Raw genomic sequence first — 23854 nt, 5'->3', positions numbered from 1 at the left:
AATAAACAAACGCATTCATTCACCTAAGGGCCAGAGAAAATGCAACATTTTTCCTGTTAAACAGGTCAATAAAGATGTACGAATTAACGTTATGAAAAGAAGGTGGAAAAGCTGAAGTTTCGTATATTCACGTTAATATGTTTTATATCCACCGTGTTCTTTATCTCAAATGCACAAGATGTTAACGCTTTGTCATGTGTAGAATTGGGAAGTCCCCAAGAACAGTTAGAACTATATGATGGAGCTGTTTATGGTGAAGTAAAGCAAGTAAAGGTCGACTTGAAGCAAGAGGGGTTTACGGGGACCAAAGAGAAAATTAGATATATTTTAGTAGAGGCTGAGAGGAGTTGGAATACTGAAGTTGACTCTCAACTCATTATCGCAACTAACTTCACTTGGGGGTTTGATTTCAAGGAAGGCAACAAATACTTAATATACTTTAGCGAAGCGGATGGCGAGTTAAGCAGTAGTCCGTGCAGTTTGACTATCGAAATGAATAATCTTAATCAAGCAACTGAACTATTCGGGGAAGGATATCCACCCAAACAACAAGTGAACGTAGAACACAAAATGTGGTTTATGTTTGAGCAGGATATTGATTTGTATATCGTAGGTGTAGTCGTATTTGCGGCGATCTTTGTCTTCTTTATGAGAGTAAGAAAGAAAAAGCGCAAAGTATAATCTCGCTACGCATGACCTATTACCCCTTTACTTAAATGAGGATCGAGGCGTATAATCCGTTGAGACATCACAGGGCTAAGAGGGGAAATAGTTATGAACAGTGGATTAATCAACGCGATCATTGCGTATATCATGTGGGGGGTTCTCCCGCTGTATTGGAAGTTGTTTGAAAATGTACCGGCAGGCGAGATTTTATCGCACCGGGTTGTCTGGTCATTTGTTTTTATGGGGATTTTCGTTGCCGTCCAACGTCGTTGGGGTGACATGAAGCGCATTCTGACCAGTCGTTCGACCTTGCTGTCCCTCACCGCGAGTGGGCTGCTTATTGCTATTAATTGGCTGATCTTCATCTGGGCAGTGAACAACGGTCATGTCGTTGAGACAAGTCTGGGCTATTATTTGAACCCGTTGCTGAACGTGTTACTGGCGGTTGTCTTCCTTCATGAAAAGCCAAACCGTGGCCAATGGCTCGCGATTGCCATCGCTGGTGTCGCGGTGCTCATCATTGCCATCGACTACGGACGTTTCCCATGGGTTGCGATCTCGCTGGCCGTGTCATTTGGTTTGTACGGTCTGGCGAAGAAGAAGATTAAGCAAGACGCTTCTGTGGGCTTATTTTCGGAGACAGCTGTAGTTCTGCCTGTCGCACTCGGCTATTGGATCTACTTGGCCATTGTGGGAGAAGCAACGGCATGGACACTGCCTGCGCCGATGTTCTTCGAACTGCTGCTTTCCGGCGTGGTGACGGCGCTGCCGCTGCTTTTCTTTGCACGGGCAGCCGCCCGGATGTCGTTGTCCACACTCGGCTTCGTACAATATATCGGACCGACGATCATGCTGATCCTGAGTGTGTTCGTGTTCAAGGAAACGGTCTCGCCAGTTCTGCTCGTCGGTTTCGCACTCATCTGGACAGCGCTGATCGTATACGCTGCTGCATCGATGCGCGCTACGAGACTTGCTAAGGTAAGCTGAACAGAAGAGTCATGAGTCATTCTGATATCGCCATAATTGCCCTGTCCGCCAATGAGGTGGGCAGGGCAGTTTTTCGTTTGTGGGGAACGATAGGTCAATAAAAACTATAAAGGGAACTGATCAACCTTATGGTAAAATATAGGGGCATTACTCATAAAAGAGGTAATCAAAAAAACGAGGAGGTAATAGATAATATGATGGTTAGTGACCGTTACCGTAAACGTAATCCGTTCTTTGTAAAGAATGCTGTAGTTCAGATACTATTTCAGTTTGCAGTTTCAGCGATAATTGGTGGTATATATGGATTTATGATGGTCAACGAGACGATAGGTAGATATATTAATAAACTATTACCAAGCACGGATGGTCCGGATTTTCATTTATATCTGCCCATTGTGGTTACAGTGTTCATTTACTCATGCTTTATTCAGAAGAAACAACGGATTTTTCTTGAAAAAATCTCGTTTAGTTGCCTCCATATTTTTGTTGCCTTGCTAGGCTGTATTTCTTCAGTTGTTGTGTTATTGGTGATCTAATCCAAATCCTACGTATCTACACCTTCAGCCCCATCAACTGCATCAATGACACCGACAGCGAGTGTTGTTACGGAAGCAGCAGCTAAAAGATTTTTGGCACCAAGCTTGACTCTGTCCTTATCTTCCTCTTTCAAGCCCACGACGACATCCTTACCACCTTTATATACATACTTGGCTGATATCGCTACACCTTTTGCAGTATTGGTTACGGCACCTCCAATATCGGCAAGTCCAGCGTCTATGGCGGTATCATCTTTACGGATCGCACCACTCGCCAGATCATATGTCCCGCTAGCCAGTTGTCCAACGGTTTTGCCTGTATTAATCGTGGCTTTTTCTACGCCGTTTCCGATTTCCTTGATAAAGGGACTTCCTGCAAGTTCACCTACAACCCGCACACTACCTCCCAATACTTTCCCGGTAAATTCTCCAGCCAATTGCCCCATCCCTTTTAAAAAACTCATCCATATTCCCCCGCTCCAATAAAAAGTTGATCCTATGTGTTATCTCAATTAACTTATTATATTCATATGTAAGCCAAAAGAACATCAGTCTCCAGCCCGAGTGGCGCACCCCTCCTTGATTGATCGCGACACGCTTTAGAAGTGCCCGATCCGCCCCCGGAACGCCGACCACGCTGCCCGCAAACACACAAAAGGCGCTAATCCCATAGGAAAGCGCCTTCCGCTCTTCATTACCCTAATCATTTGACTACACACGATTTTAGAAGTGTCTCAAGGAGCAGCAACGTAGTGGAGGGGGCGGAATCGATTCTGAAGAAGCAGAGCGGTCGCCTTTATCCCCGGATTTTCCCCTTATCAGGGGAATTCATAAAATCTGGGGATAACAGCGATCATAAGAACGATCCGCCCCCGGAACGCCACCATTGCTCCACAGCCCGCACTTCTACCCATCGTACCTAGTCAATAAATCCTTCCATGACTACCGTCGGCATCATATTGGATTGCCATGCGCCTTTGCCGTAGCCACTGTTATAACCTGGTGTAGCTTGAGGCTCCCAATAGAATACGCCTTTCCCTTTGCCATTCGGCAGATTGCGGATTTGGTTTTTCATCGCCGCTACAAAACTTTTACCAGCCGCTGCCTGATTATTGTCCATGCCAATTTCGGAGATGATGATCTCTTTGCCATAACGGTTGATCAGATCCTTGGCATTGTTTACCGTATTTGTCACGGCTGTGTTCCAGCCGGAAGCCGAAGGGTAGAGGGACATGGCAATCATGTCAAAGTTAGCTCCGTTATTGATCAGACCACCAATATTCCATACATAGAGGGCGTTATCATCTCCACCCGCCAGATGCACAATGGTTTTGGTGCCGCTGCTCAGGGATTTCACTGCATTATGGCCTGTGTTCACCAGCCACGCATAGTTTTTCATGTTAGTGGATGCTTTGCCATCTTCCCATAACATGCCGTTGCTTGTTTCATTACCGATCTGTACCCAGTCCGGGGTAACGCCTTTGCTTTGCATCGCGGTCATCACATCACGAGTGTGGTTCCATACCGCATCCATGAGTTGTTGGAACGTGTAATTTTTCCAGGCAGCAGGTTTGGTTTGTTGACCAGGATCTGCCCAGGAGTCGCTGTAGTGCAGGGTGAGCATCACGCTCATGCCGGCATTTTTGGCACGTTGTGCGAGTGTAGCCGCACGATCCTTATTCATGTAACCGTTACCATAATCATTCGAAGGATTAACGAACACTCGAATACGAACGGAGTTGATTTGATAGTCGTTTTTCAAAATATCAATGATGTCACGCTGTACCCCGTTTTTATCTTTCCATTTGTAGCCTTGGGCTTCCATTCCGGGAACCCAGCTGATGTCGGCTCCTTTGGCGAAACTTGGTGCTGCGCTGGCATGCTGACCTGCGGGCAACATGATGGAGGTGAATAACAAAACAAAAGCCAACATGATGGATGTCTTGAAACCCCTTACATTTTTGAACATTACAAGATGCCTCCTCGGATTTGGGTTGAGTTGCATCCTAATTATAGCCATCCAGGTTTACTCTACTAAAGGGTCCATTTCCAATATTTTGGGTGTTTTCTCAACCTCTCTAGGAAAAAAGACAAAACAAAAAGCCGTCCGAAGACGGCTTTTCTACCCGTGGCGCTTTTTGAAACATTGATCCGTATCCCGCGCCTCCACCGGACTCATTTTATTTTGAGCTAGTGGATCGGGTAAGGGACACGTTCAACATGTGATTAGAAATGTTGACGCACCTCCTTTCCTTGTGGCAAGAGTATACAACACCTTGTTTGGGAAAGCTAGTCTTTTTTACGTATTTACGCAAAATTATTTTTCGGTCTGGAACATCGTGATATCTCGTGCATAGTGACTCTTCGTTCCGTCATTGTTGCGAATGCGCACGCTATCTTCACTGATCCGCTCGACAATGCCGCTACCTACTTCACAGTAGACGCCAGCCGGGTCTTCCTGCCATGCGCTCACTACACATTGAGAGAGTGCAGCCGTGAAAAACTCTATATTTTTTTGTAACGTTCTAGGTTTGTTGGATTTCATTATATACTCCTTTAAATACTGATATTTGGAAATGATAACAAGAAACCGGACCAAATCACACTGTACTTCACTTTACTCTGTCTATTGACCTTTGTAAAGGGATGGAAAAAGTTGCGCCCATGAGGTATCATTTACATAAATTTTACGTAGCGTTTACACTGCGCTGACGCTTGATGTTGATTACGAATAGTACAATTATAGTAGAACTTCTAACCAAGAATAGATATGCAACACATTCGGAGGCCATACATGCATAGAGACGTCAAAACAGGTAACTACGTTAATCGCGATTTAAGTTGGGTTGAGTTTAATCGGCGCGTACTTCAGGAGGCCCAGGATCCAACGACGCCCCTGCTGGAACGCATGAGATTTCTCGGGATTGTCGCCAGTAATCTGGACGAGTTCGTCAGTGTAAGGGTGGCAGAGACAAAAGAGAAGATCAAGGCCGGATTTACGCAAAAGGATTTTACAGGGTATACCCCTTCGGGATTATACCGCAGATTGATCAAACGAACCGGGACCATGGTCGCCGAGCAGTATAAAACGTATCGTGAACTTATTCGTCTACTCGCCAAGAAAGGCGTAAACATTCAGGAATATACAGATCTTAATGTGACACAGCAGCGCGCAATGGACCAGTACTTTCATGAAATTATTTTCCCGGTACTCACACCGATGGCGATTGATCAGAGTCGTCCGTTCCCGCTGGTACACAACAAGTCTGTCTATCTGTCCGTGATGCTGCAGAAGGAAGGGGAGCAAGAGGGCGAGCCGTTTATGGCTATTGTTCAGGTACCTTCCAATCTGCCTCGTGTGGTTCAGGCTCCCATTCGGGCGAATAGCAAAAAGAAAACATTCATACTGATTGAAGACCTCATCAAACATCATATTCACACTCTGTTCAGCGGATATATCTCACTTGCTGCGCAGGAATTCCGAGTGACCCGCAATGCGGATCTGTTCATTAATGAAGAAGAAGCAGAAGATCTGCTGGAGGCTATTGAAAAAGAATTGCGGCGCAGACGCCGAGGGGCTCCTGTACGATTGGAAGTCTGCAAAGATTTTCGTCCGGATGCCTTGCTTGAATTGCAGGATGAATTCGATATTCAGGACCCGGTGTACGAAATTGATGGACCACTGGATCTGAGTTTTCTGGCTGGATTCGTAGATAGTTTGGACGGCTTCTCACATCTGAAATACAGTCCGGTGAAGCCTGTCTATCCACTGGAGTTCCTGCCCAGAGAAAGTCATTTCGAGCTGTTGCGCAAACGAGATGTGCTGGTGCATCATCCATACGAATCATTTGAACCGGTCACCGATTTTATATTGGAGGCTTCGGAAGATCCAAGAGTTCTGGCCATCAAGATGACCTTATATCGGGTCAATGGCGATTCACGCCTTATTCCAGCACTTGCACTTGCTGCTGAGAGTGGTAAGCAAGTCACAGTTGTGGTGGAATTGAAAGCCCGGTTCGATGAAGAGCGCAACATTGCTTGGGCACGTAAGCTGGAGAAGGCCGGTTGTCACGTGGTTTATGGACTGGTTGGACTGAAAACCCATGCCAAAATCATTCTTGTCGTACGCAGGGAACAGCAGGGTTTGAGACGTTATGTTCATGTAGGAACCGGTAACTATAATGAGAGTACAGCCAAAGTGTATACGGACGTGGGACTGTTCACCTCCAATCCGATTATTGGGGAAGATGCATCCGAATTGTTCAATGAGATTACCGGATATTCCGGTCCGAAGGCATTACAGGCGTTCCACGTTGCTCCGGATGGGATGAAGGACGAACTATTTTCACTGATTCGTAGAGAAACGGAGCATGCCCTGAAAGGCAAACCTGCCAGAATCATCGCCAAGATCAACTCCTTATCCCATCAGGACATGATTGATGAATTGTATGAGGCTTCTCAAGCCGGAGTACAGATCGATCTGATCGTGCGCGGCGTATGCTGCCTGCGTCCGGGGGTAGAGGGGCTTAGTGAGAACATTCGTGTCATTAGCATTGTGGACCGCTTCCTGGAGCATTCAAGGTTGTTTTATTTTGAAAATAGCGGTAACCCCGATGTATTCATCTCCAGTGCAGACTGGATGACACGTAACCTGAATCGAAGAATTGAACTGATGTGTCCTGTATTCGATCCAGAGCTGAAGAAGATGCTGGTGGATATCCTTAATCTGTCCCTTATGGATAATGTCAAAGCGAGAGAACTTATGCCTGGTGGCAATTATGTATTTGTACAAAATGAAAAGCCCCCGCTGAGAAGTCAGACGGAGGCCATGGGAATTATCCCTTGGAAGCCTGCTGAATGGAGTGCGTTAACGTAACTCCCCAGGCTTCCTGTAAGTCCTTGACGGCCTCTTCCAGGCCATCAAGTTCCAGTAACGGCTCGGCTGTACAGGTGAATTGCACCTGCAGCGAGTCGTTTTCTTTTGTTGCTTCGATCGCAGCGATGCTCTCGGATCGATTGATGGCTTCGGCTACGCGCAGCAGAGAGCCTATACGATGAGCATGCCGCTCATCCGAGTTTTTCAGAATGTCCCGGTGCTTATTCAGCAGTTGGGGCGTTCTTTTTTTAGGATGATAATCGGCAGCACTGGCACTGAGAATGGTCTCCCGGTGAGAAAGTCCATAGATGCTCGCATTCATGATCCAATAGGCCGAGTGCTGTGTATAACGGAAATAGTTAATCTGCTTACCAGCCATATGCAGCATGGAAGAAGCATACAGAATTCGGGCATCTGCTTGATCAGGCGCAGTACCTTGCAGTGCAGTATACAGGGTAACTGCATCCTGATGAATCCGTTGCAGACGTTTCTCTGGAATAGGCGGACCAAAATGGATAAAGTTACGGATACTGTCCTTCAGCGCGTCCGGAACGACCGGTTGACCTTCAGCCATGTAATCTCGCAACAACCCGTCCCGTAAACCCGCACCACTAACCACATACCGATCACCCTGTATTAATCTGAAAACAGTTCGCAGGATCAATACGCCGGGCACTATGATGTCTGCGCGATCTTTGGCGAGCCCAGGTACCTTTTTGCGCTGTGCCGAGGTGAGATGTGGCAAGGAGCGTGCGATGTTCTCCATCGCTTCCTCACCGATCTCATAATGATGGGTGACAGGCAGCGAATACTGGGTACGCTTCTGTTCCACTTTGGCGAGTGTACGCATCGTGCCTCCAAGTCCGATAAGTGGCAGGCCGGGGTGCTCAGCAATCCAATCCTGTCCACGGAGAGCTTGAATGACTTCGTTACACAGTGCATTCGCGTTTTCCACGGTCCACTGGTCTTCGCCCCCATAACGGGCATGCGAATTCACTGCCCCGATGGGGAGGGAAATGCTATGTAACCTTTTCCTATCCCGAAAGACCGTAATCTCCGTGCTACCGCCTCCAATATCCACGACATAACCGTCTGCCAGTTCAATGGATTGAGTGACACCAAGGAAACCATAATAGGCCTCCCGATCTCCGGATACACATTCGATGGTAAGTCCCGTCTCGCTCTCCAGCCATTCGATAATCTCAAGGACATTGCTTGCATTACGAATAGCTGCCGTAGCTGCTGCGCGAATCAGTTTGGTTTGATAGGCTTCACAGGTCGCTTTGAATTGACGCAAGATGGTGATGGCTTTATTCAGAGAGTGACGCAGAATGGTTCCATCCGACTCAACAACGCTGCTCAGACGAGCGGCGTATTTGTCTTCATGAATGATGCGATAGGCTTTGTCCTGGTCCAGTTCATATATAACTAGACGAATGGAGTTCGAGCCGATATCAATAATTCCTAAGGTTTCATTAGTACGTGTCATAAGCATCTCCTTCTACAGAGGTTCAACTACCCGAAGTGAAGCAGGGCAGCCATGGCTTCCGGTGAACCCGGAGGTGTGGCAGAGAAGGGCGTAGTTAACATAACAACAATGATAAAGACGATGAAACAGGCAAATATAAGACAACTCACGGCAAAGCCGCGATTGCGCTTTTGAATAAACAGTCGGATACCTGTGACAAAGAGAAGTACCGTGACGGCTACCAGAACGATCGACATTGCAAAATAGGCTACGCCATATAGTGATTTGAAAAATGCTTCCATTTCTTCTGAACGCTCCTTAGATCCTCATATTTAAGCCCTTCCAGCCATTCCTTAGTAGCATACGACAGATTGACTTGTTTGAAAAGCAAACCGGGCGCTTGTTCCTTTTTCCGCCATCACCTTGGGACATGTTCCATGGAAAAGGGGCCTTTGCCTTGGACAGACATCCAAGAAAGCACGGCTCCTGTTGAGTATGTATAAGGAAGGACTATTGTTCTAGGGAAGGAGATCAACCCATGTCGAGACAGCTTGCAAGCAAATGGCGGAAGACAGCGGCACTGCTGAAGTACCCGGTAGCTGCTGTCCATATTCCACAGACCAAGGCATTCAACTCGGGGAATCTGCTGCACATGCTCAGTCGTTATGGAATGGTGTATGTCAAACCTATTGTCGGTGGCGGAGGGTATGGTGTTATCCGGGTATCGGCGAGCGGAGGGGCTTATCGATACACGCATATGAAAACGACCCGTTCTTTCGCCAGTTTCAGTCAGATGTATCGCTCTCTGGTACGTGTAAAGGCAAGACGCAGGTATTTGATCCAGCAGGGCATCCATCTGGCAACGATTCAAGGAAGACCTGTTGATTATAGAGTCAAAGTCGTCAAGACCGAACGAGGATGGGTATTCCGTTCCTTGGTAGGACGACTCGCTCGCCCAGGACTCTGTGTGACGAATCTGAGCAAGGGTGGCACCATGTTGTCGGGACGGAGAGCCCTTGGTTTATCCCTGCCCCATATATCCGGTCGGCACAAACGCAGAGAGATGCGCTCACTTACACTGACATGCACATATATCATGGAAAGTCAGTTCCCAGGTGTGGGTCAGCTTGGTTTTGATTATGGGCTGGATTATTCAGGCAAGATATGGATTCTGGAAGTGAATACCAGACCACAATAAAAAAATGGATGGAAAAGCTTAAAAAAATCCAAGAAAAACCGATAATATATAGAAGAAAACGGTATGAAAAACGTTTGAAATTTTACATTACAGGGTAATTTACTCGCAACAAGTCTTGAAACTATGAATTTATTCCAAAAAAAATACGCTGATAAACGTTCTGTTGAAAGTACATCTTTCCTGTGCATAAATATTGTCCACACTATACACGTTGATTACTCAACATTTTTACCAATTATCAACAAACTATGCACAGGATTTCCACATATCATTGTGGATAACAAGAACGCTTGTTCTCTATATGAATCTCTGATATGATAGTTTTGAGGAAAAAAAAGGAAAGGTTGTGGCGGGAAATGGCTATGTTATCCGATGAGATGTTGTTGGATTCCTACCATAAAGCGATTGAGTTGAATCTCGAACGAGATTTCATCGCACTGCTGTTGGCAGAAATCCATAAGCGCAAACTGGGTACCGACGTATCTGCCATTCTTCACTAGAGATCCTCATTGCAGGCAATGTTACAGGTTTCCGGACAAGTCCCATAGTGAGACAGGCCATGGCGTGCTCGTCTGACAATGGTGACAGTACATCACATGATTGCAAACGTTTTCGGCTTCGTCTGCCGTGTCAGAGGAAGTTTGGAATGCGTAGGGGCTGTATGGTCCGGTGTAGTCATCCAATTTGCCGCATTCTAACAGTCCCTGAAGGCAGTGGGGGCAAGCCTGCTCCGGTACAACCAGACCGTTACACAGCGGGCATATATAAGACAAGGGTATCCCTCCTGATATGGATTCACTCAGGAGTAAGATACCCTTTTTTGTATCAATTATGTTGTTTTAGCGAAACTAGCGTTTCATGTTGCTGCTGTGTCCCGGGGACAACTTGGCATCCGGATCGAAGTATACTTTGGCGTTATTCACTGCTGTTGGAGCTTCACCGAATCCGACAGCGATTAGCTTCAGTTTGCCTGGGTATGTTGTAATATCCCCGGCAGCGAAGATCCCTGGAATAGATGTTTCCATGCGGGAATCCACAACGATGGAGTTGCTGTCAATTTCGATTCCCCACTCGGCAATCGGCCCGAGAGAAGAGACAAATCCGAAGTTAACAATCACGTCATCTACTTCGATTTCCTGTGTTTCTTTGGTTTTGACATGGGAGAGGGTTACCTTGGTAATGGTGTCATCCCCATGCAGTTCCGTGATTTCGGTCGGTGTAACGACATTCACCTTGGAATTCATCAGGTTTTCGACACTGTGCTCATGTGCACGGAACTTGTCCCGACGATGGATCAGCGTTACTTGCTCAGCGATGGGCTCTAACATGAGTGCCCAGTCTACTGCGGAGTCACCGCCGCCACTGATCATTACCTTTTTGCCAGCGAAGGCATTCAGATCACTGATGAAGTAGTGCAGGTTGCTCTTCTCGAACTTGGCAGCACCTTCAAGCTCCAGGCGACGTGGTTCGAATGCACCTACACCAGCTGTAATAATGACGGCTTTGGCATGATATTCATTCTCATCCGTCTTCACGACGAAATGTTGTTCATCCTTTTTCTCCACCGATACAACCTTTTCTTCAAGGCGGATGTTCGGGTTAAAATGACTCATTTGCTCAACCAGGTTATTCACCAGTTCCTGAGCGGTTACTTTCGGGAATCCGGCTACATCATAGATGTATTTCTCCGGGTAAAGAGCGGCAAGCTGTCCGCCAAGCTGTGGCATACTTTCAACCAGTGTAACGGATGCCTGACGCATCCCACCATAAAACGCGGCGAACAGACCCGCAGGGCCTCCACCGATAATAAGCAAATCAGTCATATCATGACTGGAATTCTGTGCAGTCAAGAATCAACAACACCTTTCATATTTTAATAGGTAGTTAACAGGAAGAATGTGCAGGCTACATATCGTAACCGACGTTGGTGCTGAACTGTCTTTCCTATTATAAACGGTGTATTCAGGGTTGCAAAGTTAGCTGCATCACGAATCTGAGAATAATTGATGAAGATCAGATGAGAATAGGATGAAATTGGAAATGAAAGGTTATGAAAAATAACAAAAAAAACCTTGATCTTTACCAGAAATACAGATATCCTTGACCTGTACTATGTGTTTTTTTGTCTAATTTAGAGTCAATATGTAATGTGAAGACAACTCCCGTGTTTTGTGGAAACTTGTGGTTAATTTCACAACTTGAAACGATAATTTGCGTGCAAACGAATTAAATTTTGCTGCAAACGTTTAAATAAATTCGCGAAGTTAACATTTGTCGTCATAATGGGCAAGACCTCATCAATATTTGTAAGTAAGTGTATTTTGCATCTCACCCAGCATCGGGCTGGTGCAAGTGAAACCGGAAGGGGTATAGACATGAGCAGTATTCCCAAAATCGTCATCCTCGGCGCGGGCTATGGCGGGATTCTAACAGCCCAGCGGCTGCAGAAGGAATTGAACTATAACGAGGCCGACGTCACATTGGTGAACCGGCATGATTATCATTATATTACTACACATCTACATATGCCGGCAGCCGGCACGGATACCATTGAGCATGCAAGAGTCCCTATTTCGAAGCTGATTGATGAGTTCAAGATTGATCTGGTCAAGTCTTCCGTGAAGGAGATTCGTCTGCAGGATCGGAAGATTATTTTGGAGGACGGCACGTTATCCTATGATTATCTGATTATTGGACTAGGCGGAGAACCTGAGACCTTTGGTATTCCGGGCATGCTTGATCACGCCATGACAATCCGCAGCATTAACTCGGTCAGACTGATTAGAGAACACATCGAATATCAATTTGCGATGTACAAAAACGACAACAAACGAAATCGTATTCGGTTTGTCGTAGGTGGAGCGGGTTTCAGTGGCGTTGAATTCGTAGCTGAGCTTGCAGATCGCATTCCACAGCTGTGCAAAGAGTTCGACGTGAATCCGAAACATGTGCATATCTACAATGTAGAGGCAGCACCTTCGGCTTTGCCTGGATTTGACCCGGAATTGGTAGAACATGCGATGAATGTGCTGAAGAAGAAAGGTGTTACCTTCAAAATTGGTGTTCCGATCAAGCAATGTCTCCCGGATGGAGTTATTGTGGGAGAGGGAGAAAAGCTCGATGCTGCTACAGTCGTATGGACCGGCGGTATTCGCGGTAACTCACTGCTTGAACAGGCAGGTCTTGAAGTCATGCGGGGACGAGTGAAAGTAGACGACTACCTGCGTGCTCCAGGGCATGAGCATGTCTATGTCATCGGTGACAATTCACTTGTGTTCAACGCGGAAGGACGGCCTTATCCGCCAACAGCCCAGATTGCGATGCAGCAGGGGGTTAACTGTGCGAAGAACGTCGTGGCATCCATTCGCAAGAAACAGCCACAACCTTTTGTATTTACGAGCAAAGGCACGGTTGCTTCATTGGGTAAAGGTGAAGCGATTGCTGTTGTAGGCGGCAAGAAATACAAGGGCTGGAAAGCGGCTCAGTTGAAGAAGCTGGTTGATCTGCGTTATCTGTTCATCATTGGTGGTATTCCGTTAGTCCTGAAGAAAGGGCGGTTTTTTGGATGAGACATTGCAGTGTTCAGGTCCGGGGACTATTAACGCGTGAAGAACTGGATCGATACAACGCCCTGATGCAGGTCGGTGGTTATCTGGAGGAACAGGATCAGTATGATCTGGCCTATATCGTGCAGAAAGAAGTGGATATTCTCATTTTGCCCGCGATTGAGCGGCTTAAAGAGAAAGGTCGTGACCGTGACCGGGCCACAGCCGAATTCCTCGAATCACTGAAAGCGGTTGATGAAGAGCAGGATTAGAGGCATAACCTTCCAATCGCTGTTATCCCCAGATTTTTTTGATTCCCTTTTGTTAAAGGGGAAAATCCGGTGATAGCGTATGCTTCCGATGCAGCTTTCTTTCAGAAAGCTTTTAGGCGAAGTGGATGCTTTCGAAGTAGCTTTCTTGCAGAAAGCTTGTAGCTTCGCTTTTTCAGGTTTTTTCTGTCCTTTCCGTTTTTGTGTAAACAAATAGTTCAAACAATATAGATCTAAATCAAGCTTGAGGTATTAGAATATTGATAGATAATAAAGCACCGCAGACAGTATCCTTTACAGGAGCTGTCGCGGTGCTTTATTGTGTCTATTGTTACAGCTTAAGCATGTCTTCCAAAGTTCCTTCGTTCAACAGACTTCCCACATAGAACGAACCGAATTCGCCATAACGCGCGCTAACTTCATCGAAACGCATCTCATAGACGAGTTTCTTGAACTGAAGTGCATCATCCGCAAACAGCGTAACGCCCCATTCCCAATCGTCGAAACCGACAGAGCCGGTTATGATCTGTTTTACTTTACCCGCATAGCTACGACCAATCATGCCGTGACTGCGCATCATGGTGCGACGCTCGTCCATGGACAGCATGTACCAGTTGTCATTCAGCTCACGCTTTTTGTTCATCGGATAGAAGCAGATGTATTGCCGTTGCGGCAGAACAGGCTTCAGGCGGGCGATAATCTCTGGATTCTGCATCGGGTCTTCGCCTTCTTTGCCAAGGTAGTTACTCAATTCCACTACACTGACGTAGGAATAAGACTTAGTTGTGTATTGGGCAAACATCGTTTTGTTAAACGCGTTCTCCACAGCCTTCAGATCTTCCAGCGTTTCACGCAGGTGCATCATGACGAGGTCTGCTTTTTGACCTACAACCGTATACACGACTGTACTTCCTTTGGATGAATCCTCGACTTCTTTCCATTCTTTCCAGAATTCCTGAAGCTCGTCTAGTGCTACAGCACGTTCTTCATCATCTGCTGCTTTCCAGGCGGCCCAGTTAATCGAGCGAAAATCATGCAGGGCATACCAGCCCTCCAGTGTTGATGCTGCTTCGTTCATTGGTTGTGTTCCTCCTGCAAGGTATATTTCCAAATCCCGATAAGTGGTTGTTCAAAAAGTCCGCTTTTGATTACGAATGATGCCTGGTGGCATCATCAGCATCGAATATGGCATTCAGCCGAAATAAGTGGATGCTTACGAAGTATGTTTCCTTCGGAAACATTGTAGTTGCTCACGTAGCTCTATCTACGCTCCGCTGCTCCATTTCTAACTTCATTACATCTTCTCGGTACTGAAAACCAGTCTTTTTGAACACGTACTATAAGGGACGGGTGAGTGCTTTATCGTTTACATTGTATCCCAACATGAAGCAGAAGGGCAAATGGACAGAGCGTGAATATAGGGAAATTTGTCCAGAAAGTTCGTTGCTTCGCCACATTTTTTGCGGTACACTAACTACTATCCAGAAGTGAAACCCGAATGCGTGAAAGAAGAGGTGAACGTCGGCCGATGCAATTTATACCTGTGCTGGTATTAATGGTATTATTTTTCGTTATGATGTTTGGTATCGGTTTCATTTTAAACATGCTGATGAAGACAACCTGGTTCCCTTCCTATCTGTTCATTATTGTAATTCTGCCTATTGTTGTATACTCTCTATGGGATCATTCGTCATCTCTGGTGTCACATCTGGGTTCTTTCCAGCTTGTAGATTATATGACGGGTGTCGCTGGACTGGCTGGTGCGGTAATCAGTGGCTGGACGATTCAGAAGTTGCGTCTGGGTGGATACAGAATGTTTTAGTTTGCTGGAAAGAGGTAACACATGCATGACTGTAATCGTGAGAAAGTCTTGTCTTTGTCGTAAACGCTTACGAGTACAAAGGGAAGGCTTTTTTGCTATTCATTGATATAAGATGGATTATTGTACGCTTGTACTTCATATACATTTGGAGAACATTCTCTTCAGATCTTTACTTGTATTCTCCGGCTACAGCTTTTATAGTAATCTAGCGACTCTCGACATGTTTTTTTTGAAAGTTGCTTAATTCGGCGAAAACGTGAATGATGTCGACCTAGGACGAAACGGAGCGAGAACAGGCCATCTTTTTACCTGTTTTTGAGCATTTGAGGATCAGACATTTATGATAGAATAGATAAACATACTTTTGGGGAGAAGGAGATCAGGCTATGCGCATGAAGAATCTGCACCATTATACTGAACATCATCGCTACTGCGTATACAGGGAGTTTGGACTTAGCGCCCTGGATGACCGTATGCTTACAGGAGCATATCAGCCCATGGTAGGTGCTTTTGCGGTTGGCTTGTATCGGCTGTTGTTTCAGCATCTTCCCGGTGAACAGGTCGGTTATTCGCCGCTTGAACAGCAACGGAGGCTGTTCATGACACTTGGACTTGAGCCAAGTGAGAAAGGGCGTAAATATTTGCTAGAGCAGACATCCAAGCTTGAGGCAGTAGGGCTGCTTCAGACTTCACGGCTATATATTCCGGAAAATGATGATTACATCTACGAATATGAGCTGCAACCGCCGCTCTCTCCGGCAGAATTTTTCCGGACACAGCATTTGACACTGCTGCTTCGTGACAAGATAGGCAAATTTGCCGTCCTTTCCCTGCGATCCGGTTTCTCGGCAGTGGAAAATGGGGACGCGCCTTATCCAGCAGCCAATAAAGAGAATATTTCCGTTCCCTTTTACGATATATTTGAATTGAATACACATGTTATTGATTACGAGTTGGAGCAAGCATTGTCGGAAGTATCGACTACGGCCCAGCGGACAGGCACGAATGATGCAGCGGAAGAAAACAGTTTGAACTACGCTGACATTATTTTGCGTTTTCCGCGGGAGTCGGTCAACCGGCGTCATGTAGAACAGTTGCGGTTCGATCATGAACAACTGGGCATTGTAAATTATGTCGTGAACAAGTTTAACCTCAGTGTGCAGGATGTATGCCGTCTGCTGGATGAAGATGATATCTTCAGTCCGCAGGGCCAGTTGATTCTGGATGATCTCCAGCATAAGGCGAGCATGCAGTTCAGGCAGACGAAGAAGCGTCATGAGCAACAGACTGTACAGGCAGCCAAGGTAGTGGCTTTGAGACAGCATATGGAGGAGCCAGAACGGAAAGAAGACTCCGGTGAACCACCTGTTGAGCATGGAGTGCAGATGGAATACTACGTTGAAGTGCCTCCACAATTTATGACCAAGTGTGATATTCACCAATACAACATGATGTTGCGGAATGAGCCGTATACACGTCTACTGCAGACGTTCTTCCCTGGTGCAGTACCGGACAATCTAATCGATATATTTGAGAAAATTGATCTGAGTTACAAGTTACCTGGTGAAGTTATCAATGTATTGATTCATTATTTGATGGCATTACTTGTATCCGGCGGAGAGCAGCGAATTAACCGTAACTTCGTTGAGGCGATCGCCTCCAACATGTTGCTCAAGCAGGTGAACTCTTACGAGAAAGCCGTCCAATATATTCGCGATCAGGCCAAGGTCAAAGGCAAACAGGCTGCTGGTGCAGCTGGAACCCGTACCCGTACATACGGCAAAGGAACCAAAGCCAAACCTGAGATTCCGATTGTACAAGACATAAGCACCGATGGAGACGCCGTATCCGAGGAAGAGTTCGAAGAGATGATGCGATTCGCCCAGCAGATGCAGGCGAGTAAGCAAAAAGGAACTTCTTAAATATTTATATTAAAACCAAAAAGACGAGTCCTCCGATTAATGGAGACTCGCCTTTTTTTTGAATTACCAACGTTTTCACTTTATCTGATCAAGACCATCAGATCGAGTTATTACTGTAACTCCCAAATCCTTCCTGACATACTACTTCGTGATCAAAACATAGAGCCCTTTAACTGCCTGTTGGAAGTAATGGACCCTACGTTTCTTTGCAGTTATACAACGTGCCTGAAATATCCTGACGGGTTACCTCAAAATCATGGTTGCTTGATTGCCCGCGTAGTTCTCAATGATCAGCTTATGAATATACAGAAATGTTATCATTTATACGATATATAATAGTACCTACTAATACATAAGAATAGAAAGGATTTTGAATTTGAAGAGATTTATTGCATTTGCTTTATTGGTTCTAGGGTTATTTATAGGGTCTAATGTAGCTACTGAAAGAGGGGTTTACGCTGCAACAACACAAGAAGTATCTTTATCTCTTTCTAATGGAGGTGTCTACTATGGTGAAGTTCAAGATGGGAAACCACATGGAAAGGGAACTGCCACATGGGGAAAGTATAAAACTTATACCGGTGAGTGGAAATATGGAAAGAGATCTGGGAAGGGAGAGTTAATCACATCAGACCCAGAAACAGAAACGCCTCAAGTCATTTATGAGGGAACTTGGGCTAATGATAAACAGAATGGGCAAGGTACTTTAAGAGAATATTTTAAATTTAGTAAGTACAGTGAAGAATATGATCGAGCTACGGCACATCAGGGTACTTTTAAAGATGGTCAGCCTGTATCTGGATACACAGTGATAAAGGACTTGAGTTTAGATACTGAATTGGTTTTTAGGTACATGAACGATAATGTGATGGTCGCTCTCGGTTTAGAAGACTCCAATGATTTAAATGTTCCATTAAAAGCAGAAAATATGTCCTTGTTTGCATCTTTGAATTTTAAAAAAGAATCTGGATTTCTTATGCAATATACGGAAGAGAAAAAAAACGTATATCAATATGGAACGTATAAAAAGGGTCCTAATGGAGGAACTAGTTTATTTAATGGAACGATCGAGCTGTTTGACCCGTATAATGATAAAATTTCCATTGGAATTGTGAAGAAAGCTAAAATTAAAAGCTATAAAGTAGTGAATACTTCCGAAGAACTCTCTAAATATAGAGAGAGAATTATAAAGAAGAAGTTGTATCTTCTTGACCCATACATTTCTAATTTCAAGAAACTATATAATCAGCTATAAATTTTATGTTGGAAATAAAGAATTTAGATTACACATAAACAATTTCATCTTCCGGTACTTTCTCAAGCTAGTTATATCGTCAATGATTTTCGAGATGTTTTTTGAGATTAATAAAAGAGAGCCCCTTCAACTTCCTATCAAGGAAGTGAGAGGGCTCTCTTTTATTAAAATAGATGTAAGTGGCTAATGTTATACAGGTTAGTTTGAAAATACCTTGCAATGTTACCTCAGAATCGTAGTGGCCTGATTGCCTGCATAATCCTCAATGACCAGCTTCAAAGAGCTGCTGCTGGACGATGGTGTGAAGGTCAGTTCACTCAGCTTCGTTCTTCCCCGAATGATATACGGGAATTTCTGCGAAACGTAAGTGACTCCGAACTCGCGTGCCACCCCATTTTCATAAACATAGATCTTGTACCAGTCCTCCAGATCCGGGAGGGCTAATGTATATTTCCCATCTTTTACAGTGACCTTTTCCTTGGCGTATGGTGTAATCTGAAGATCTGCGAGCTGTCCGGTATGGGTAACCGGGTTCTGGCCGCCAATGGCGATGTTCAGCACGTAATGCTCACCATTGGTTGGAAGTCCGGTCAGGACGGCAGATTGTTTTCCTTTTTTGACCTGAAGAGACGTGGTGAAGGGTTCTTTCGTGTATTCGGTTTGTAGTGTGAGTTGAATAGACTCATTGCCTTTACCTTTGTCTTTCTTTTTATCCTTGTCCTTATTCTTATCTTTGTCTTTGCCCGAATCTTTTGCTTTTTTCGGGTTTTTCCAGCTTACGATGGCATCGCCATTCTTTTTGAATTTCACATCAATATTCTGAACGGCTGCATTCAGATCGTAAGGCAGGACGGTTGCTTCACTCTCGGTACCATCTGCACCAACCGCACGAATGGACAGTTCACCAGACGGCTGTTTTAGCGATTTGATATAAAAAGTAGAATCATACACGCCACCAACATAGGCACCATTTTCATATAAATTGTATTGTTTGACCTCTGAATAGTCCTTCATATCCCATGCAACAACCAGTTCATTGGTGTTGGTCAGTGCTTTGGCAATATGGAATCCGGTAGGTGCATCCGGTACAGCCGCTGAACCGTCGGAAATGCGGATCCCGCCAATATTCATCTGGTAATTCTCTATTGCCTCGCCATTCGGGTCAAAGGATAATCCCATAGCGGCAATGGTTTTTCCTTGATAGGCGCTCAAATCCAGCGAAGTTGTCTTCCAGCCTTCCGTATGCTGGCCTGCATTAGGCACATTTACATTGACCACGTTGGATGGATCATCTTCGAAGATCAGCCCAACATGCAGGGAAGAAGCATCGCTAGTTGACGGTTTGTTATACGTGAGCTCCAGTTTGGATTGTCCGTTGACGGACAGGTCGGTTTTGTACAGACGCAGGAAGTTCTCCGCGTTCAGTGTACCGTTCACCACGAGAGAGCTGCCGCCATTAAACGCGCCAATGGAGTCATAGTTGTACCTTGCGCCTTTCTCATAAGAGGGACCATAATCAAAATCAACAATTAGCTTGTCGCCTTCACTATCCATCCACCATTGCCAAGTGACAGGGATATCCTGAATGTTGATATTGGACCATTCTTTATCGTTCGAGACAGTGCCGTCTTCATAATATTTCAGACCGTGGCCCGTATTGAAGTTTGTTGCAAAATTAGAGCCGTTGATGACGGATCGCTCGGTAAGATATGCAGCGATTCCATCCCAGTTTGCGCCGGAAGCATACACATCCGACAGATTGGCAGACGCATTACGACGTGCATCTGTCGGGTCTTGATTTGGACCAGACCACCAGGCGCGATCACGTACAAAGGTCATCCACTGGTACTCATCCTCAGCTCGATGATTGGTACTGCCATCGCCCATCTCTTCATCCAAGGCGTTGTGGGTGAAGTCAGCACCGAGTGTCGCGATACTATTCATAGGCTGACCGTTCTCATCCAAGTTATGACGCAGGTCGTAGGACTGCTTCCAGCGGCCGAATTTGTCATGTCCACCTTCGACACCAGCAAATACGGTTTCCAGTGGATCCAATCCCAGGCTAAGAGCATGATCACGGGAATCGCGGAGCATCTTGTGGTTCCATACATAGTTCAGGAAGATGGAATCCGAGACTCTGCCGAGAACGGAATCCTGTACAAAGGGGCTATTGAGCCCATTAAATTGATTCTGGTACTGAATCTTGCCCGTTGTATTGATTGTGGAATCATACCACTGGACATACAGGCCTTTATCTCTTAGATATTTCATGAATTTCTTGTAGGAAGCGATATCCTCAGGGGCTACACCCCGGGCAACCTCTTCCTGATTGAAGAAGTATCCATCGTAGTTGTAGTATTCTGCCATCTCGGCCAGCTTCTCGGCCACAGGGAAATGACCGTTTTCATCCTGGATCAGCATTTGTTTGTACGTCTGTGGTCCACGGTCATTGTCCGAGAAAAAGATGTTGGCAATGGATTTAACGCCATTCTTATGGGCTGCATTGGTGTATGCCGGATTCGGAATGTTCAAAATACCAAACTCGAAATATTTCTCCGTCCATTCCTTACTAGGGTCATACAGCTCCTCCGGTACTCCCGCAGAGGCCATGCCGTGCCAATAGCTGTAGTAGTCTGTATATTGCCAATAGTTAAAGAGATACTGGCTGAATTCATTGGTATATGGTGTGCTATCGAAGAATGCATTGCCGTAATCACCACTCATCGTAAATAGCTGGGTGTCCGGGCTAAGCTCAGGATATGCCTGTGTAGCAGAGAACGCTTCATTACGTGGCTGCAAGGGAACATGGGCACGAAGCAGATCACCATGGATATCACTTTCCGGTGTCCAGTTCAGAATCTGGGCTGAGGTGTACCCATGTTGATAGGGTTGATTTACCCCTTTGGCACTTTCACCGGTGTAAGGGAGCGTGTCTCCGGCATAAACGGATGATGCAACAACTTGTCCAAGCAGAGCCGTAGTCAGGACCATGGCAGTTACTTTGGGAATGATGCCTTTCGGTTTGAGTTTGCGTGTCATGCTGTTCCTCCTTCAAGTGGAATGAATGTAAGGTATTCTTTTACACAAAGCTAAACTTATGGTTAACGATAGTGGATGAAAGCGTTTTTAAATAGGGTGAAATTAAAGAATCGCTAGTACAAACTAAAGAAAAGTTCCAGGTGACAAGTTAATGTCAGAAGCCTAATGATATAATTCTTTATAAGTTGAACTAATTTTTTACACGATAACGAAGAGAACAGAAAAAACCTGAAAAAGCGAAGCGTTCGCCTAAAAGCTTTCTGAAAGAAAGCTGCATCGGAAGCATACGCTATCACCAGATTTTCCCTTAAGAAAAGGGAATCGAAAAAATCTGGGGATAACAGCGATTGGAAGGTTATTCTGTCATCGTAGTGTCAGTGTAAGTAATCTTTAGTTCAACTTATAGAGTCAGGAAAACAGCATCGGAGGGGACATGCGACTTGAAAATTGTTAGCGTTTACAATAATTTCTTCAAAAATAATATGTTTATGAAAATGCTACTGATCTTCTCGATGATATCCATTGTCACGATCATTACATTGTCTTATATCATCTTCCTGTCAGTGTCCGACTCCACGATTCGCCGGGAACTGGCGATCCAGAAAGCGGCGATGGAACATGTGGATCGATACATTCATCAGCAGTATGAATCGGTGCAAAACATGGTGAGAGACATGCATCAGAATGAGGCGCTGTCCGCCAACATTACTTATCTGATGAATCATTCGTACGCTGAATATGTTCAGCACATGACCAATGGATACTATGCCAATCAGGACGACTATTCGGCCGATGTGTTGAAACATTTTCAGAACATTATGGATCGTAATTCGCAGATTAACCAACTCATGTTGTATAGCGCGGAGCAGCAGGACCTGTCTACCTTCAATCAACACAAGCAGTTCCGCAAGCTGGACACCAATGTGGCCCATTCCTATATTCCTGACGTGATGGCGATGGAAACGCCCAATATCAGTGCCCCCAATTCCTGGATTCGCAAAGAGATCAATCAATGGGACCCTGCGCTCTATTCCATCCGCGTACCGATTAACAATACACAGACCCTTCGGAATCTGGGCCAATTTCTTGTCTTCTTTGACTCGGAGGGAATCGGAAATGCACTGGATAACTACGAGAGTAATCTGAAGGGAGAAATCGTGGTATTATCGGCGAAAGGTACAGTCTTGTTCGACTCCAACAATCAGTATTATGGGAAGAAATATCCCTACGTGAATGTAGCCGATTCGCTGTTTGATCAGACGGATATGGATTCGATGAAAAAGGAGCAGAACATGTATGTGAACAAGTTCGTCTCTGCGGATCAGGGTTACGTGGTCATCGGCACTGTTCCGGTAGAAGAGATGGCTGAAACCTATGCGGGCATTCGCAATACCATCATCTCGATCAGTATCGTATGTATTTTGTTTGCCGTGCTGGTTCCGGCGTTTTTCATTATTAACTTTGCCAAACGAACCCGTCGAATTATTCGCTTCACCCAGAAAGTGAAATACGGCAACTTCACGGCTCGCATTGATGATCCGCGTGATGATGAACTGGGGCAGATCTCGCATAGCTTTAACGATATGCTGGACGAGCTGAATCTGTATATCGAACGGGTCTACAAAGCCGAGATCAAACAGAAGGAGACGGAGTTGGTCGCATTACAGGCGCGTATCAACCCCCATTTTCTCTACAATACGCTCGAAGTGATTCGGATGAGAGCCATATCCCAGGGTGCCAGAGACGTCGGTGAGATGATCTATAGTCTATCCGTATTGTTCAAGAGCCTGGTACAGCAAAAGAAAAATTATACGCTGAAGGATGAGATGGAAGCTTGCCGCTTGTATCTGGAGTTATTCCGAATCCGCTACAAGGATATTTTCATATATACGATCCAGATCGACGCTGCTTATTATCAACACCCTGTAGTCAAACTTTCGCTGCAACCCATCATTGAGAATTATGTCGTGCACGGCATTCAGACAGAACGTTCGGATAACCGCTTATCCATCATTGTAGAAGAGACGGATGATGTAGTGCAGGTGGAGGTCAGAGATAATGGCAAAGGCATTGATCCTGCACGCCTGACGGAAATCCTTGAAGAACTGGAACGTCCTGAAGAGTCTGGTCAGATGTTCGGGCTGCGCAGTGTTCATAGTCGATTGCGTTTCCTGTACGGGCCAGAGTTCGGTATCACCATAGAGAGCACCCTCGGAGAAGGAACACGGATCAGGGTGCGTTATCCACATACAGAAGGGACAGGTGTGTAAC

Annotated in this window: 21 protein-coding genes; 12 read left to right on the top strand and 9 right to left on the bottom strand. The window is 45.5% G+C overall.

The genetic code is table 11. From position 1 onward, the window contains the following. Nucleotides 1–102 precede the first annotated feature (102 nt). From MKX75_RS23875 to MKX75_RS23865, 3 genes are all read left to right on the top strand, one after another. Complete coding sequence (locus MKX75_RS23875; RefSeq protein WP_339167136.1) at nt 103–681, top strand: hypothetical protein; 579 nt, start codon at nt 103–105, stop codon at nt 679–681. A 93-nt stretch (nt 682–774) separates the two neighbouring features. Then, nucleotides 775–1653, top strand: a complete 879-nt coding sequence (rarD, locus tag MKX75_RS23870; protein ID WP_339167135.1) for an EamA family transporter RarD — start codon at nt 775–777, stop codon at nt 1651–1653. Nucleotides 1654–1847: 194 nt separating this feature from the next. Further along, nucleotides 1848–2189 carry a hypothetical protein gene (locus tag MKX75_RS23865; protein ID WP_339167134.1) on the top strand — a complete coding sequence of 114 codons (342 nt, stop codon included), beginning with the start codon at nt 1848–1850 and terminating at the stop codon, nt 2187–2189. Between the two features lie 8 nt (nt 2190–2197). On the opposite strand, the gene MKX75_RS23860 is transcribed toward MKX75_RS23865, so the two are convergent. The 3 genes from MKX75_RS23860 to MKX75_RS23850 form a co-directional block, all read right to left on the bottom strand. Continuing rightward, nucleotides 2198–2653, bottom strand: a complete 456-nt coding sequence (locus MKX75_RS23860) for a hypothetical protein (protein ID WP_339167133.1) — start codon at nt 2651–2653, stop codon at nt 2198–2200. Nucleotides 2654–3108: 455 nt separating this feature from the next. Next, nucleotides 3109–4122 (bottom strand): glycosyl hydrolase 53 family protein, encoded by a 1014-nt coding sequence (locus tag MKX75_RS23855; RefSeq protein ID WP_339170575.1) that lies wholly within the window; start codon nt 4120–4122, stop codon nt 3109–3111. 384 nt (nt 4123–4506) lie between these two features. Then, entirely contained in the window at nt 4507–4734 is a 228-nt protein-coding gene (locus tag MKX75_RS23850) for a hypothetical protein (protein WP_062837943.1), read from the bottom strand. Between the two features lie 249 nt (nt 4735–4983). On the opposite strand from MKX75_RS23850, the gene ppk1 reads away from it, so the two are divergent. After that, nucleotides 4984–7065: a polyphosphate kinase 1 gene (gene ppk1 / locus MKX75_RS23845; RefSeq protein WP_339167131.1), complete on the top strand. Its 2082-nt coding sequence runs from the start codon at nt 4984–4986 to the stop codon at nt 7063–7065. Here ppk1 and MKX75_RS23840 read toward each other — a convergent pair. Further along, nucleotides 7025–8554, bottom strand: a complete 1530-nt coding sequence (locus MKX75_RS23840) for a Ppx/GppA phosphatase family protein (RefSeq protein ID WP_264935122.1) — start codon at nt 8552–8554, stop codon at nt 7025–7027. The two genes, ppk1 and MKX75_RS23840, sit on opposite strands and share 41 nt — an antisense overlap. A gap of 26 nt (nt 8555–8580) precedes the next feature. Continuing rightward, entirely contained in the window at nt 8581–8835 is a 255-nt protein-coding gene (locus MKX75_RS23835; protein WP_062837940.1) for a hypothetical protein, read from the bottom strand. A 236-nt stretch (nt 8836–9071) separates the two neighbouring features. Between MKX75_RS23835 and MKX75_RS23830 the strand changes: the two genes are divergently transcribed. Together MKX75_RS23830 and MKX75_RS23825 are read left to right on the top strand one after the other, a co-directional pair. Then, nucleotides 9072–9731 carry a YheC/YheD family protein gene (locus tag MKX75_RS23830; RefSeq protein ID WP_339167130.1) on the top strand — a complete coding sequence of 220 codons (660 nt, stop codon included), beginning with the start codon at nt 9072–9074 and terminating at the stop codon, nt 9729–9731. 356 nt (nt 9732–10087) lie between these two features. Beyond that, on the top strand, nt 10088–10231 hold the full coding sequence (locus tag MKX75_RS23825) for a sporulation histidine kinase inhibitor Sda (protein WP_017692430.1): 144 nt from the start codon (nt 10088–10090) through the stop codon (nt 10229–10231). 21 nt (nt 10232–10252) lie between these two features. Here MKX75_RS23825 and MKX75_RS23820 read toward each other — a convergent pair whose 3' ends face one another. Both MKX75_RS23820 and MKX75_RS23815 read right to left on the bottom strand, forming a co-directional pair. Next, nucleotides 10253–10504, bottom strand: a complete 252-nt coding sequence (locus MKX75_RS23820; protein WP_076333170.1) for a hypothetical protein — start codon at nt 10502–10504, stop codon at nt 10253–10255. 75 nt (nt 10505–10579) lie between these two features. Beyond that, nucleotides 10580–11581 (bottom strand): NAD(P)/FAD-dependent oxidoreductase, encoded by a 1002-nt coding sequence (locus MKX75_RS23815; RefSeq protein WP_339167128.1) that lies wholly within the window; start codon nt 11579–11581, stop codon nt 10580–10582. A 525-nt stretch (nt 11582–12106) separates the two neighbouring features. Here MKX75_RS23815 and MKX75_RS23810 point away from each other — a divergent pair. Beyond that, on the top strand, nt 12107–13300 hold the full coding sequence (locus tag MKX75_RS23810; protein ID WP_036605766.1) for an NAD(P)/FAD-dependent oxidoreductase: 1194 nt from the start codon (nt 12107–12109) through the stop codon (nt 13298–13300). After that, nucleotides 13297–13548 carry a hypothetical protein gene (locus MKX75_RS23805; protein ID WP_145325111.1) on the top strand — a complete coding sequence of 84 codons (252 nt, stop codon included), beginning with the start codon at nt 13297–13299 and terminating at the stop codon, nt 13546–13548. Before MKX75_RS23810 ends, MKX75_RS23805 begins: the two co-directional genes overlap by 4 nt. Nucleotides 13549–13876: 328 nt before the next feature. On the opposite strand, the gene hemQ is transcribed toward MKX75_RS23805, so the two are convergent. Beyond that, nucleotides 13877–14623 (bottom strand): hydrogen peroxide-dependent heme synthase, encoded by a 747-nt coding sequence (gene hemQ, locus MKX75_RS23800; RefSeq protein ID WP_062837936.1) that lies wholly within the window; start codon nt 14621–14623, stop codon nt 13877–13879. A gap of 450 nt (nt 14624–15073) precedes the next feature. Between hemQ and MKX75_RS23795 the strand changes: the two genes are divergently transcribed. The 3 genes from MKX75_RS23795 to MKX75_RS23785 all read left to right on the top strand — a co-directional run bounded on the left by MKX75_RS23795 (nt 15074) and on the right by MKX75_RS23785 (nt 18544). Then, nucleotides 15074–15367 carry a YuiB family protein gene (locus tag MKX75_RS23795; protein ID WP_062838055.1) on the top strand — a complete coding sequence of 98 codons (294 nt, stop codon included), beginning with the start codon at nt 15074–15076 and terminating at the stop codon, nt 15365–15367. A gap of 386 nt (nt 15368–15753) precedes the next feature. Beyond that, on the top strand, nt 15754–17289 hold the full coding sequence (locus MKX75_RS23790) for a helicase DnaB (RefSeq protein WP_036605770.1): 1536 nt from the start codon (nt 15754–15756) through the stop codon (nt 17287–17289). Between the two features lie 376 nt (nt 17290–17665). Then, the gene (locus MKX75_RS23785) at nt 17666–18544 is read left to right on the top strand and encodes a hypothetical protein (protein WP_339167122.1); all 879 of its coding nucleotides are present in this window, start codon (nt 17666–17668) and stop codon (nt 18542–18544) included. A 222-nt stretch (nt 18545–18766) separates the two neighbouring features. Here the strand turns inward: MKX75_RS23785 and MKX75_RS23780 are convergent, their stop codons facing one another. Further along, complete coding sequence (locus MKX75_RS23780; protein ID WP_339167120.1) at nt 18767–21583, bottom strand: endo-beta-N-acetylglucosaminidase; 2817 nt, start codon at nt 21581–21583, stop codon at nt 18767–18769. A 482-nt stretch (nt 21584–22065) separates the two neighbouring features. Here MKX75_RS23780 and MKX75_RS23775 point away from each other — a divergent pair, with 482 nt between their 5' ends. Next, a complete protein-coding gene (locus MKX75_RS23775) occupies nt 22066–23853 on the top strand; it encodes a sensor histidine kinase (protein ID WP_339167118.1) in 1788 nt (595 codons plus the stop codon). Nucleotide 23854: the final 1 nt, after the last annotated feature.

Source organism: Paenibacillus sp. FSL R5-0341, assembly GCF_037975235.1.
Classification (GTDB): domain Bacteria; phylum Bacillota; class Bacilli; order Paenibacillales; family Paenibacillaceae; genus Paenibacillus; species Paenibacillus amylolyticus_A.
Note: the sequence above shows the minus strand (reverse complement) of the source record. Positions and strands in the feature narration are given on the sequence as shown.

Coding starts and splice junctions, on each gene's coding strand:
- rarD (WP_339167135.1), top strand. CDS start 775: ATGAACAGTGGATTAATCAACGCGATCATTGCGTATATCATGTGGGGG.
- MKX75_RS23865 (WP_339167134.1), top strand. CDS start 1,848: ATGATGGTTAGTGACCGTTACCGTAAACGTAATCCGTTCTTTGTAAAG.
- MKX75_RS23860 (WP_339167133.1), bottom strand. CDS start 2,653: ATGAGTTTTTTAAAAGGGATGGGGCAATTGGCTGGAGAATTTACCGGG.
- MKX75_RS23855 (WP_339170575.1), bottom strand. CDS start 4,122: ATGTTGGCTTTTGTTTTGTTATTCACCTCCATCATGTTGCCCGCAGGT.
- MKX75_RS23850 (WP_062837943.1), bottom strand. CDS start 4,734: ATGAAATCCAACAAACCTAGAACGTTACAAAAAAATATAGAGTTTTTC.
- ppk1 (WP_339167131.1), top strand. CDS start 4,984: ATGCATAGAGACGTCAAAACAGGTAACTACGTTAATCGCGATTTAAGT.
- MKX75_RS23840 (WP_264935122.1), bottom strand. CDS start 8,554: ATGACACGTACTAATGAAACCTTAGGAATTATTGATATCGGCTCGAAC.
- MKX75_RS23835 (WP_062837940.1), bottom strand. CDS start 8,835: ATGGAAGCATTTTTCAAATCACTATATGGCGTAGCCTATTTTGCAATG.
- MKX75_RS23830 (WP_339167130.1), top strand. CDS start 9,072: ATGTCGAGACAGCTTGCAAGCAAATGGCGGAAGACAGCGGCACTGCTG.
- MKX75_RS23825 (WP_017692430.1), top strand. CDS start 10,088: ATGGCTATGTTATCCGATGAGATGTTGTTGGATTCCTACCATAAAGCG.
- MKX75_RS23810 (WP_036605766.1), top strand. CDS start 12,107: ATGAGCAGTATTCCCAAAATCGTCATCCTCGGCGCGGGCTATGGCGGG.
- MKX75_RS23805 (WP_145325111.1), top strand. CDS start 13,297: ATGAGACATTGCAGTGTTCAGGTCCGGGGACTATTAACGCGTGAAGAA.
- hemQ (WP_062837936.1), bottom strand. CDS start 14,623: ATGAACGAAGCAGCATCAACACTGGAGGGCTGGTATGCCCTGCATGAT.
- MKX75_RS23795 (WP_062838055.1), top strand. CDS start 15,074: ATGCAATTTATACCTGTGCTGGTATTAATGGTATTATTTTTCGTTATG.
- MKX75_RS23790 (WP_036605770.1), top strand. CDS start 15,754: ATGCGCATGAAGAATCTGCACCATTATACTGAACATCATCGCTACTGC.
- MKX75_RS23780 (WP_339167120.1), bottom strand. CDS start 21,583: ATGACACGCAAACTCAAACCGAAAGGCATCATTCCCAAAGTAACTGCC.
- MKX75_RS23775 (WP_339167118.1), top strand. CDS start 22,066: ATGTTTATGAAAATGCTACTGATCTTCTCGATGATATCCATTGTCACG.